The following is a 12,923-nucleotide window of genomic DNA, read 5'->3' as shown; positions in this document are numbered from 1 at the left end:
TCTGTAAAGCTAGAGAAGTTACAAATACCGCTAAAACTGTATTTCACGCTTCATTACTAAAACCACGACTTTAATGAGAGAGTTCATTATGACTAAAGTAACAACCGCTATTTCAATACTGGTTTTTGGTAGTATGAGTCATTCCGCTCTGGCAATGCCAATAAACGACATCTCACTGATTGAAGTTCGCCAGTTTGAAAACAGAACAACTCCTTCTGAAAACACCCTCATTAAATTCACAACAACGAACAACAGCGTATCCAATGCACTCCCGTCTAACGTTGGCAGTGACATCCGTGTCCGTGGTGATTTGTCTACCGGACAAACCGGTAGCGTTGCGACATCAACATCGGCTGAAACAAATAATATTGCTTCCCGAATTCAGATGTTCGACACACTCAATTTTTCAACTAGTGGCGGATTGCCTACCAACATCACATTCGGACTGAATTTTGACGGCTCTCTTACTAATGACGGTACGGGAATCTCAGGAGGAGCATCCACAGCACAAGCCAAAGTCTCTATTTTTGATATTACAGGGCTGAATACCTGGTTAGTCTCTGGTGGAACAATAACCTATGCCAATCCACTTGCATTACTTGTGGCTGATTTACGCATTGAGTTTGCGGTAGGCTCACAAGATTTTATTGATATCTTTAGTCCATCGGGGTTTTTCGATGAGTTGATCGTTAATACCAGCGGGCAAACATTTGACTTTGATCTTAGCAAACAAACTTCCTTTCTTGCCGACCCTAGCAAGACGTATGGCATCCAACTCAGTACCCGCACTGGGACGATCGGTGGAGGCTCATCAAACTTCTTAAACACCAGCGCCTTTCAGTTCACTAATTTGAATGGTGCATCTTTTACATCAGGATCAGGCGCATTTTTGAGCAATTCACAAGTAAATTTTGTCCCTGAACCATCATCTGTATTACTTGTAAGTACAGCATTTTTATTACTTATTGGTTTTCGACGAAAAAGAGGCCAGCCCTCATGACATCGTTCACCTTCACGGATTAGCGTATAAGCTTCGCGGTAATAATAAGAATATGGGCGTGGTGAAAACCGCGCTAGGAAAAGCAATACATGGCAATGCGCTATAATAGTCGAGCTTCACCTGCCTCGACTATTATCGCCCTCGCGTTGACTTCACACCCTTGCTAAACGTAACCCGTACGTATCGTAAATTTCGATGATTCAGCTAAACCAGCCCCCAAGCGGTATATTCATCTATTCCTTTAAAGCCGATAAAAACCTTTAAGCTCAATTCGTAAGTTCCGCAATATAAGGATACTCCATGAGATTTTTTCTAACGTTAATATTACTAACCATCACCTCTTTCATTCATGCAAATGAGCAGATAGCCGAGGCTATCAAAACGATTGAAATTCAAGGAATTAATATTTTCACGGATTCAGATAAAGCACGTTCAATACTGACACAAAACGGTTATAAACCGGTTCTAGGCCATAGTAATGCCCCTAACACCCTCTCTTTAAAAAAAGACGCTTGCTACATTGATTATATTAATCAACCTGCCTTAAGAATACTAACATATCGATGTGATCAGCAAGATTATGATGAGGGTATTACACACGCTTTTGATAAGCTCTGCGGCATTGAGTCAAGCGACCCTCGGATAAAAAAACAATGCGAGACAAACGTCCCAATAAAACCGTTCACACATCAACAAAAGCATGAGGGCTATCGATATTCTGCTGCATTTAATCTGTCGCGTAATCATTACGCCTCTAGCAAAATAAGCATTAGAGCAGATGGGTTCGCTGTACCTAAAGATGACGATGGAACAGCCAAAGTGATAGGTTCATTGCATCGAGTTCGGTTTATGCCGCTCAAAGTTGAAGGGCATAAAGAGCCACTAATATCGATGCTGGTTCAGCTTCACAGAAATTCGAATGCGTCGGATGAGGTGAAGTTAAAATGTCATGAAACTTATTACCTTAATACCACGCCGGGCTCACGGCAAGCCGGCCTGATGGGTCGAGAAGAAATAGAAGAAAAGGTTCATGAAATAAAACAAGCGGGTAAAACCTTAGTCGGTCTGAGCAACATAGAAATTATTAAAAACAGAAACAAACACACCTGCTTATTTAGTGACATCGAAATTCTGCAGCGATAAAAAACAACTAATCAATATATAAGGATATTCCGTGAAATTTCTTATCACATTAATAATATTAGCGCTCACTCCCCTCACCTATGCAAACGAGCAGATTGCAAAAGCGATAAAAACGGTCAGTATTCAAGGGGTTAACTTCTCTATGGACCTGGAGCAGGCACGCTCAATTTTGACCGGTAATGGTTATAAGGTCAGATCCTTTGATGCAGTGTCCAAATATGCAACGTTTGATAAAGAAGGTTGCAGCGTACTTATTGACAGAAGCACCACTAAAAGAATGCTTCAATATAATTGTCGAGTTGAAAGCCATAATAACTTTGTTATTCAGTTTTTAGACGAATTATGTAAAAAAAGTGACGATGCGTCGATTAGGAAGGGGTGCAACCTTGACGGCGCTTCTGCGAAACTGAATATATATGAACAATTTACGAACTTAGAAGCCTACAAAAAATACAAATATTCTGCCCAAATAGGCTTGGTGCCAGGAAAGTCTAGCATTCAGATGACCGCAGACACTGAATATGAAGAAATAAGGAATAGCACGGCTAATATCACAGGAAGGCTTAGTGGGATTCGAAAAGATATTAAGATAATTAACGACCAGCAAGATAGTGTATTTATTAGAATAGACCTTAGAGATACCAGTAGAAATGTTGCTGATGCCGCGTCATGTGATGGCGTTTATTACGTCAACAAAACGTTCCCAAAGCTACAACCAGGAGAAGCGTATAACGATCAGTCCATAAACGATGAAGTACAGAAATATACTGAAAAAATGCATGATCTTGGTTCCGCGAAGGAAACATGGTTTGGGCTTTCAAATTTAAAGATGATTAAGGGGCGTTTTGGCTATATCTGCCTGTTTGAAGACATTGAAGATATTTCATACTCACCTATTGATCGTGGGGTTGAGCACGTTGAGGAAGTTGTTAAAAACTTTAACATTCAAGGAGTTAGCCTGTTCACTGGCATAGAGAAAGCACGCTCCATACTCATGGCTAATGGTTTTAATGGAGCGATCCACCCCCATGGTGGTGTAAGTGTAGGGTCAGATTTAAACCTCACCAAAGAGGGTGGCCTCTGCAAATTTTCTATCGCCTCTACTCATCAAGATTTCTCTTATCGGGGTGTAGTTTCCTCGAAAAACGTAGATTCGTTATCATATAGCTGCCCTTCTGACGGCGAAGGAAGTCTTGAAATTGCCAAGCTTTTTAAAGAGTTATGCGCTCTCGATTACAATGGAACGTTGAAAGGTCACCGGCAAGGCTGCTCGCAACCATATAGGGGAGAGCCCTCACAAATACATGAAACTTTTGAGGTTAAGACCGAGGGTCAGGATAAGCATTATGTCGTAACAATAAAATCTCATAAAACGGCCCCCTTAACTTTTTATTACTCGTTAGGTATACGTGCGATAAGGACCAACAAATGAGTAAGGTAGAAAAAATATTATTACTTGTCTGCATGCTTGTTAGCTTTCCTGAGGTGTCTTTTGCCAAAGAAACGTTGTTAGAACGGAGTGAAGTTGCCGCTTTTATTGGCTCCCGTGACGTTCTACATGACTTATCCGAAGAAATGAAAGTGGCCGGAGTTCGAACATTTTATACATTTGATCGAACATTAATGGCTAACAAAAGCATGCCCGTTTTTTTTGAAAACGTGCGTATTATGCAGGAAAATTCCCCAGCATTTTATGACAGGTTTACGGGCATCGTAACGAACTATTCCCACGATAGCGGGGAAAATAGCGACCCTGTTTATCGTTTCAAAAGCGCCAATGACTGGGCTCAAATTGGCGACCGTATAATGCTGGCTTACTTCACAGAAAATTCGACGGCAAGTCGTACTGCCTATGATGATTTTATGGCCCAGATGCCGCCTGGTATGCTGGAAATGCTTAAGCCTGAAGATAGAGCAAAAGTGGACGAGCAGTTAGGGTTATTACAATCAGCCCAAAATGTTCCAGAAGGAGATAAAAAACTTGTAGAGAGCTTTAAGGATAAGCTCAAAATGGTTCTCATTGAAATCGAATACGAATTTTAGAGAGGTAAACTAACAAGTCCCATAGATATGTCTTTTGCTAAAAGCTCCGTAGTCAACGGAGCTTTTTCTAATTCCATGTAGATACTTCGCTCTTGAAATATTTGAAGCTGTTCAGGCTTTATCGGTGGGGAATTGCCGTTCACCTGTTCTGGTTGAATATTACGGCTTACCAAGAAATGATATGTCTTGCATGAGCTTAATGATAAGACCTGACTGACTATTCACATCGAGCTTACTCATAACCTGTTTAGAGTACCACCGCGCCGTCTCCTTGGTCAGCCCCATAACTTCGGCCACTTGGTTGACCGACAAGCCTTTAAGAAGATTACAGCCGAACTCGGCTTCTAGAGGCGTTAAAGACCAGCGATGTTCAAGGTATTCAGCATTCCCAATTTCCCTATCATCTGGGTCGGTAATAAGAAGAGTGACATAGCGGGATGTCACGCCTAAAAAGCCCTTATTACCACTCGAAGGTAGTATCGTGATAGTGAGGGGCGATTTTCGCTCTCTGTTAATTTTTATAGTCGATGATTTTTCTTGCGCATAAGCGCTATCAATACAATGCAGCAACGCTCTGTTACAGCTATCCGAGACAGCCTTTAATCTTGATCTATGATCAAACAACCCATTTTTTGAATAAATAAGGTTTCTCGCGTAGTCGTTCATATATTCCATTCGACCTGACACACCAAGAGCAACGACTGCAATCTTCAAAGTATCAAGAATAGTTTCCGTTAAGGCGGTCTGTAGGTTTGAATTATCAAGCCGAAAATTCACATCTGCCGCCCTCACTAGGTGACGACATAAACTACTATATTCTAAAATCTCTCTATCACTGTAATGCCCTGAATGGTGAGATCGAAAGAAAGAGAAATTAAGCATATTACCATTCATGTCGATCAGGTTGCCGCCCATGAGATGTCTGAAATCCAATGTTTTGCACCACCCCTGATAGAAATCAGTACTCGAAAATGCCTTTCTATCCTTGTAAAGTTCCTCAAGTGAGTAGTCCGTAAGAACGCGACCCGGCTTCATTAATCCAGGAACAGTAAACCACGGATTTTTTTCTGCATAGTGTGCGCCATAAATACCCATTACATCTGGATCAATACCCAGAATGTGATTTTCGACAAGTTGATTGTTTTTTGTTTCGATGAAAAAGCCTGCCGCTTCAGAATTGAAGGCGGTTCTTATGCTAGATACCGCACTACGCCATAAATCAGGATTAAGTGCTGCGTCATATATATTATCAACGAGGGCATTGTAGGTTTCACGTTCCATGTGAGCTTAGCCTCCTTACACATTAATAACTGATATATCACGCATGATTTTGATGATTAATCTAGACTGGCTTGTTCACATCAAGCTTACTCATAACCTGTTTGGAATACCACCGCGCCGTTTCCTTCGTTATAGCCATAACCTCGGCCACTTGTTTGACAGAAAAGCCTTATCTTGGTCTATCAGATTTCGGGCATAGATGTTCATATGCTCGATACCGCCAGTGTGACCTAAAACAATGACACCCAAGTTTAAAGCATCAAGAATTAAATCGTTCGTAGATAGTCTTTCTTTCAGGCCATCCATGTATGAATTTAGCTCAACAGCTTTCATAAGATATCGCGATAATGACTGAAAAATATTAATTTCAGAGTTCTTATAATATCCGTCTTTAGCAGATCGAATGAAAGTAGAGTTAAGGTGATTACTTCGACTATCTATCAGATTAATGCCCATTGAATGCCGAAAATCCAGTGGTTTAAAAAAGCACTGATAATAATCGTTATTCACAAAATACTTATCATCGCCATTGAGTAATTCCAGGGTACGGCCACTGATAATTTGGCCGGGCGCAGCAGGTCAGGTGTTAAAAACCAAGGATTAATAGCCGCAAATTCGCGTTCATATTGAGCGAGTATACTTTGCTCAAGCCCTTCAAATATATCTCCACCATATTCCTGATTTTTGATTTGGACAAAAAGGCCGGTAACGGGAGATGCAAATGCATGCCAATATCAATCACAACATTTTGTCATTTTTCCGGCTCTATTGAGGCATCATATATGTTTTCAACGAGGCCATTGTAGGTTTCACATTCCATATGAACGAAGGTCTCAATAGCTGGGTTAGTAAGCATCTATTCGAGGCTCGGAAGGACGTTCAAGACTATGCAATAAGTTGTATGGCTTTACAATTATGAACGGCCACATGAAGTCAATGACGATAAACCGCTGATTTAAAACCCTATGAATTAACAACATTTGTGGTTGCTTGGTAATTTGAATCTGTATTTAAGGGTAGATACGGGGTTCTAGGTTGCAAGAGATTATTAGGATGAAGGGATTTTAAACAAAAAAAACCGGGCTTTCACCCGGCGACAGAAGAGCAATAACTAATAAGAGACTTCCAGCAAGCTTATGCTCGCTGGAAAGGGTACACCGAGCCTAGGTGTAGAATTTGAGTCAAGGCATCTAATGCACTGCGGGATTCTAGTAATAGCTGAGGGTCAGCTAAGTCGGCTTCAGAGATACGGTCGCGATAATGTAGATTAACCCATTGAGTTAAGCGGCTATAAAGTGCTTCACTCATCAGTGTATTTGGGTTGCAGGCCGCTTGTTCTTGCTCATTGAGCACTACGCGTAAACGCAGGCATGCTGGCCCACCACCGTTGCTCATGCTCTGTTTTAGATCGAACACTTTCAACTCACTGATAGCGGAATCACCATCACGCAGCTCTGTTAGGTAATCCCAAACAGCGGGTGTTTTTTGGCATTCTTCAGGAATAACAATGACGGTTTTTCCATTGATTGAAAGTAGCTGGCTGTTGAATAGATAGCTTTTTACAGCATCCTCAACAGAAACGCGTGCGCTCGGGACTTCGATAATATTGAACTGGTTGTTCATTGATGCAGTGAGCTGTTTAAGTACTTCGGGCTGGTTCAGAAATGCTTCCTGATGACAGAACATGAGGTCGCGGTTACCTACAGCGATAACGTCGTTATGAAATACGCCTTTATCAATCACATCCGGGTTTTGTTGTGCATAAACTACCCCTTTATCTTGCAAGCCGTGCAAACGAGCTACGGCTTCAGATGCCTCGTAGGTATGGCGGGCAGGGTAGCGAGTTGGTGCAGGTTTACTGCTATCAAATGCATAGCGCCCATACACGAAGAACTCTACACCGGCTTGGCCATACTCATGGCAGAAGCGCGTGTGGTTTGCTGCACCTTCATCACCGAAGTGCTCAACACCTGGTAATGCTTGGTGGTGAGAAAAATAGCGCTCATCACTGAAAGTCGCTTTAAGAATTCGCCCTGTTACTTCATGCTCAATTGATCGATGGAATTTATTGGTTAGGTTTGCGGGTGTGAAATGTACTTTGCCATCAGCTGTGTCGGCACTGGGTGATACGGTGGCAGCATTGGCTGTCCACATGCTAGAGGCTGAGCAGCAGGCTGCCAAAATTTTAGGTGCTTGTTTACCGGCTGCTTGCAGAACATTAGTATCACTACCGGTAAAGCCAAGGCGGCGTAGCGTATTAAGGTCAGGACGCTCTTGCGGTGCAAGTACTCCCTGAGTCATACCCGCATCGTGCAGGGCCTTCATTTTGGCTAAGCCTTGCAGCGCCGCTTGTTTGGGATTTGATGCTTGCGCAGAGTGGCTCTGCGAAGCAACGTTACCAAATGACAGGCCAGCGTAGTTATGAGTAGGCCCGACTAGCCCATCAAAATTAGCTTCTACCGCGTTTGTAGTGGGTGTCATCTTAATCTCCATGCGGCTTAGTTGAGTGTTAGGCCAGGGGATAGTGTTGCTGGCATCGACAGCTGCTCTGCTTCAATGCCTGCAACCGGGTAAGCACAATAATCTGCGGCATAATAAGCACTAGCACGGTGATTACCACTGGCTCCGATGCCACCAAAAGGAGCCGCGCTACTGGCACCTGTTAACTGTTTGTTCCAGTTAACGATACCGGCACGAATATGTCGGTAAAAGTGATCGAAATTGGCTTGATTGTCGCTGAATAGACCGGCGGACAAACCAAACTGAGTAGCGTTGGCTTGGCGGATAGCATCATCAAACTCTGTGTAGCGAATGATTTTTAGTAAGGGGCCAAAGTGCTCTTCATCTGGCATGTCTGTAACGGCTGTGACATCAATTAAACCTGGAGAAACCAAACCAGTACCGGCTTTGATTTTTTCTAGTTTAAGTAAAGATGTCGCGCCCATATCAAGCAGTTGTTGCTGTGCTGTAACCATACCATCGGCAGCGGCTTCTGATATGAGGCTTCCCATGAAGGGGGCGGGTTCATCAAACTGACCGCCCACTTTAATTTTACTGACGGCGGCTTTCAGCTGTTCTATGAACTGATCGCCCGTGTCGTTTAACGGTACAAATAAGCGACGTGCGCAAGTGCAGCGCTGCCCAGACGTGATATAAGCAGATTGGATGGTTTCGTGAACGGCGGCTTTAATATCACTGATTTCGTCAATGATTAGTGGGTTGTTTCCACCCATTTCCAGAGCCAAAATTTTACCCGGATGGCCTGCGAATTGTTCATGCAGCAGATGGCCAGTACGTGAGCTGCCGGTGAAGAATAGGCCATCAATTTCAGGGTTGGCCGCCAGAGCGATGCCTGTTTCTTTCTCCCCTTGTACTAGGTTAATCACGCCGCTAGGTAAACCTGATTTCTCCCACAGGGATACCATTAGTTCAGCTACTTTTGGGGTAAGTTCGCTTGGCTTGAAAACAACGGTGTTGCCTGCTAATAAAGCCGGAACTATATGACCATTGGGCAAGTGTGCAGGGAAATTGTAGGGGCCAAAGATAGCCACAACACCATGTGGTTTATGGCGAAGTACCGCTGTTGCGCCAGCCATATCACTACTGCGCTCTCCGGTACGTTCAAGGGCTGCCTTGATAGAAATTTCTACTTTACCAATAACAGCAGCGGCTTCAGTTTGGGTTTCCCAAAATGGTTTGCCGGTTTCTTCTGCAATGGTGCGAGCCAATAGCATTTTATTTTCGCTAAGTTGTTCTGCATAACGACGTACTTGTTCGCAGCGCTTCTCAAAGCTTAAGTTTGCCCATTCAGTACTCGCGGCACGAGCGGCTGCGACAGCAGAGATCACTTGTTCGGGATTAGCAGAAGAGCCAGACCAGATAGTTTCTCCGTTAGCCGGATTAACCGAGTTAAAGCTTGTGCCTTGGCCTGCTAACCATTGGCTGTTAATAAAAAGTGATGTGCTCATTTTAAAATCTCCTTCCTGAGGACAGCGGAACAATGCGAACGGTGGTACCCTCAATAACATTCAGTGCAGAGGCCACGTCGGGCGTTATCGTTATTACGTTTTTACCAGCGCGGCTGATAGGTGACATACAGCAGCGAAACTGTGAAAACTCAGTGGTGCTGATTAGGTAAGTTTCACCATCGGATGGGATGTCAGCGATATGAACTTTTACGTATTGGCTTTCTTGGATTGCACGAATATCGTTGACACGTGCTTCAAGCGTTGGGCCACCATCAAAAATATCGATATAGCCTGTGTATCGCAGCCCCTCATTTTCTAAAAGGCGGCGTGCTGGTGTAGTTGCTTCATGGGTTTTACCAATGGATTCTTGTGCATCCTTTGATAAAAGGTTCGTATAAATGGTGTTTTTAGGCATTAGCTCCGCAATGAAAACTTTGTCCATTGAAGAGATCTTATCGGCTTCTGCAAAATCCAGAGAAAAGAAATGCCGGCCCAGGCCTTCCCAAAAAGGAGATACGCCACTCTCATCTGAGTAACCGCGCATCTCGGCAATGAGGTGCTCGTTAAAACGTTGTGGGAATTCTGCCAAAAACATAAAGCGAGATTTAGATAGCAGTGAGCCTTGCTTGCTATGACGTGCTTCAGGCGTTAAAAATAATGTGCACAGCTCAGAGTAACCGGTGTGGTCATTGGTAATCGTCAGAGTGCTAATTTGGTTATAAACGTCGAGCTCTCGTGAGGCATGTACCATCGTGCCGACTCGATAATTATACCAAGGGTCAGACAAGCCTACGGCTGATTCTATACCGCAGATACCGACAACTTCTTGTGTCTCCGTGTCTTCCATAACAAACAGGTATAGGGCTTCAACGGGAACACTTCCTGCTGTAAATGCAGCCAAGCCAGCCTCAAGCTTTGTGGCGACTTGCTCATCATTATCTTGTAATGATGTAAAGCCAGGCCCGGTTTTGCGTCCTAGCTCGCGCAGTGCCTCATGGTCATTTGCCTGAATAGGGCGGACTACCATCATAATTAAACTATCTCCTGTGCGGGTTAAAGGCTAATAATACGAATGTTATCGCCATTGCTGAGGTGCAATAAACTCGCTACTTCAGCCGTTATTTCGGGTTGCTGAGGGTCAAGTTTGACTACTAGGCAACGAAAGTTTTCCCGTTCTGTATTACTGATCAATACGTTGACCTGTTTTTCTGATGACGAGCCACTACTAATGTTGATAGTGCTTCTTTTGCTTTGAGCTACTGTGCGGATATCTTGAGTGCGGGCCTCGAGTGTTGGGCCAGCATCAAAAATATCAACATAGCGTCTGTAGTTAAAACCTTCTTCTTCCAAGAGGTTTTTAACATCGACCATATCTGGACGAGGTTGCCCTAGCGATGCTTGTGCTTCATCGCTCAGTAATGGTACATACACTGGGTAATGAGGCATGAGATCAGCAATAAAGCCTTTAGAGTTAATACCTGTGAGGTAGTTAGCTTTAGTAAAATCCATATTGAAAAAGTGTCGGCCCAGACATTCCCAAAAAGGAGAACGATTTTCACTGTCAGCAACACCTTGTAGTTCGGCAATTAACTTGTGTGCAAAGCGCTCTGGGTGCTGAGCCATGAACAACATGCGTGAGCGGGAGAGTAAGTTTAGGTTCTCTTCAGTGCTGTAGGCTTTATCGAGAAATAGTGTGCAGAGCCTCGCTGAGCCTGTGTAATCTTGGCACAAATGTAATGCAGGAATGCGGTTATGGATCTGTAACTCGCTAGAGGCATGTACGACTTCATCAACGCGGTAACTATAAAAGGGGGTATTCATACCCACGCTTGCATCAATACCACAGACGCCCACTATCTCACCATTGGTTTGCTCTTCCAAGACAAAGTGGTAACTCTCATCAGAGTATTGAGTCACTTCTTTACGTAATGACTGTCGAGTGCGGTTGATTAGCTCATTTAAATGATCACGGTTGGCTGGCAGTGTCGTCATGCGGCCACCAGAAATAACCGCTAAGCGTTCTAATCCTTGTAGATCGGCAAATGTCAGAGGGCGGATTAACAGCATCTATTGCTCCTTCAGCCAACTAAGGTCATCGGCACTAGCTAGCTTCATTAATAGCAAGGCACTCAAGCGGGCGCGTTCAGATAAGCTACTTACAAACATAAACTCATCACTTGAATGGATTTTCCCACCCTGCACACCCAAGGTGTCGATATTAGGAATGCCTGCTGCTGCCAAGTTATTACCATCACAACAACCGCCGGTAGCAACCCAATTAATGCGCATGCCTAAATCTGCACCGCACTCTTTAGCGAGTTCAAAGAGTTTTTGGTTAGCGCCACTGAGAACTTTTGGCTTGCGACCAAAGCCGCCGTGCAGTGTGGCATTAATACCGTCGCGTTGATTGAGGTCTATTAGCAATTGTTCTATGTGGTGTGTGCACCATGCTTCATCTTCTGGGCGTTCTAAGCGTATATTAAAACGTGACAAGCACAGATCAGGGACCACATTGACGGCACCACCGCCTTCAATAAAGCCAGGATTAATTGTTACGCCTTCTCGTTGTCCGTTGAGGTCGTCTAAGCGTGAGATGAAATCACACATAGCTCGGATCGCATTGCGCCCAAGGTGGTGTTCACGCCCTGCATGGGCTGCTTTGCCACGTACAACAATACTGAAATTACCGCTGCCTTTACGAGCACCCGCCAGTGTTCCATCTGGCATGCAAGGCTCATAGATCATACCAAGGTCAACACGCGTTGCCGCATCAGCAATTAAGGGAGCGGAGCCTGGTGAGCCTATCTCTTCATCTGGGTTGAATAAAATCTCCCAGCCAATATTATCTGCCCACGGGCTGCGCTCTAATGCTTCAATAGCTTTAAGCATCACTATTAAGCCACCTTTTAAATCTGCGACACCGGGACCATTGAGAGTGTTGTCGTCTAACCAGGTAATATCTTGAAAGGTAGAGTCTACAGGGAACACGGTATCCATATGGCCACAGAAAAAAATCTGCAGTGGCGCTTCAGGACGTTTTCTAATACGTAGAGCATCCCCTAGTGGCGCTTGGGACACTTCTCCTGCAGCATTAACGAACTCGAAAGGAGCCACAGGAATAACTTCGGCTTTTCCGCCAAGGGGGGCAAAGTATTGTGCTAGTTTCTCACGAACATGATTCACGCCAGCAGTATTGAGTGAGCCGGAGTTTATCAGGGCGAGTTCAATGGTTTTGTGTAGCATTTCATCTTGCTGTGAATCGATCCAATCCAGCCATTGTGTGTAATCGTGAGCCATGTGTGAGTCCTTTTATCTGATTTGACCATTATTGGTGAAAACTTTAAAAGAATCTGTTGAGTATGCGACCTGATTTTCAGATTTTTTAAGGAGTATTTACTCTGTTAGCAAAGTTGTATGGCAAGAAAGGGGAAGTGGTTGCTGCTATAAAACTCACGTTAGAATAAGCAGCTAAAACATGATAGCGCGGC

The 12,923-nt window shown here is 43.9% G+C and carries 10 protein-coding genes and 1 pseudogene; 4 read left to right on the top strand and 7 right to left on the bottom strand.

All coding sequences use genetic code 11. The features are described 5' to 3' along the window. Nucleotides 1-88: 88 nt before the first annotated feature. The 4 genes from G511_RS0104520 (at nt 89) to G511_RS0104505 (ending at nt 4,186) form a co-directional block, all read left to right on the top strand. On the top strand, nt 89-1,000 hold the full coding sequence (locus G511_RS0104520; RefSeq protein WP_028468580.1) for a PEP-CTERM sorting domain-containing protein: 912 nt from the start codon (nt 89-91) through the stop codon (nt 998-1,000). A gap of 300 nt (nt 1,001-1,300) precedes the next feature. Further along, nucleotides 1,301-2,143 carry a hypothetical protein gene (locus G511_RS0104515; protein WP_028468579.1) on the top strand — a complete coding sequence of 281 codons (843 nt, stop codon included), beginning with the start codon at nt 1,301-1,303 and terminating at the stop codon, nt 2,141-2,143. Nucleotides 2,144-2,174: 31 nt separating this feature from the next. Next, the gene (locus G511_RS0104510) at nt 2,175-3,575 is read left to right on the top strand and encodes a hypothetical protein (RefSeq protein WP_028468578.1); all 1,401 of its coding nucleotides are present in this window, start codon (nt 2,175-2,177) and stop codon (nt 3,573-3,575) included. Further along, complete coding sequence (locus tag G511_RS0104505) at nt 3,572-4,186, top strand: hypothetical protein (protein WP_028468577.1); 615 nt, start codon at nt 3,572-3,574, stop codon at nt 4,184-4,186. The genes G511_RS0104510 and G511_RS0104505 overlap by 4 nt, the downstream gene beginning before the upstream one ends. 159 nt (nt 4,187-4,345) lie before the next feature. Here the strand turns inward: G511_RS0104505 and G511_RS0104500 are convergent, their stop codons facing one another. From G511_RS0104500 to G511_RS0104470, 7 genes and pseudogenes are all read right to left on the bottom strand, one after another. Further along, nucleotides 4,346-5,467 (bottom strand): helix-turn-helix transcriptional regulator, encoded by a 1,122-nt coding sequence (locus G511_RS0104500; protein WP_028468576.1) that lies wholly within the window; start codon nt 5,465-5,467, stop codon nt 4,346-4,348. Between the two features lie 61 nt (nt 5,468-5,528). Next, nucleotides 5,529-5,624 (bottom strand): annotated as a pseudogene (locus tag G511_RS24915) (hypothetical protein); the annotation flags it as partial. 977 nt (nt 5,625-6,601) lie between these two features. After that, nucleotides 6,602-7,948, bottom strand: coding sequence for an N-succinylarginine dihydrolase (astB, locus tag G511_RS0104490; protein WP_036551257.1), 1,347 nt, complete (start codon nt 7,946-7,948; stop codon nt 6,602-6,604). A gap of 17 nt (nt 7,949-7,965) precedes the next feature. Further along, entirely contained in the window at nt 7,966-9,435 is a 1,470-nt protein-coding gene (gene astD, locus G511_RS0104485; protein WP_028468573.1) for a succinylglutamate-semialdehyde dehydrogenase, read from the bottom strand. 1 nt (nt 9,436) lies between these two features. Continuing rightward, nucleotides 9,437-10,465, bottom strand: coding sequence for an arginine N-succinyltransferase (gene astA / locus G511_RS0104480; protein WP_028468572.1), 1,029 nt, complete (start codon nt 10,463-10,465; stop codon nt 9,437-9,439). Nucleotides 10,466-10,488: 23 nt separating this feature from the next. After that, nucleotides 10,489-11,502: an arginine N-succinyltransferase gene (gene astA / locus G511_RS0104475; protein ID WP_028468571.1), complete on the bottom strand. Its 1,014-nt coding sequence runs from the start codon at nt 11,500-11,502 to the stop codon at nt 10,489-10,491. Continuing rightward, the gene (locus G511_RS0104470; RefSeq protein ID WP_028468570.1) at nt 11,503-12,732 is read right to left on the bottom strand and encodes a hydrolase; all 1,230 of its coding nucleotides are present in this window, start codon (nt 12,730-12,732) and stop codon (nt 11,503-11,505) included. Nucleotides 12,733-12,923: the final 191 nt, after the last annotated feature.

Origin of the sequence: Neptunomonas japonica DSM 18939 (assembly GCF_000422765.1) — a bacterium.
In the GTDB taxonomy this organism is placed as follows: Bacteria; Pseudomonadota; Gammaproteobacteria; order Pseudomonadales; family Balneatricaceae; genus Neptunomonas; species Neptunomonas japonica.
This window is presented reverse-complemented; position numbering and strand designations above follow the sequence as displayed.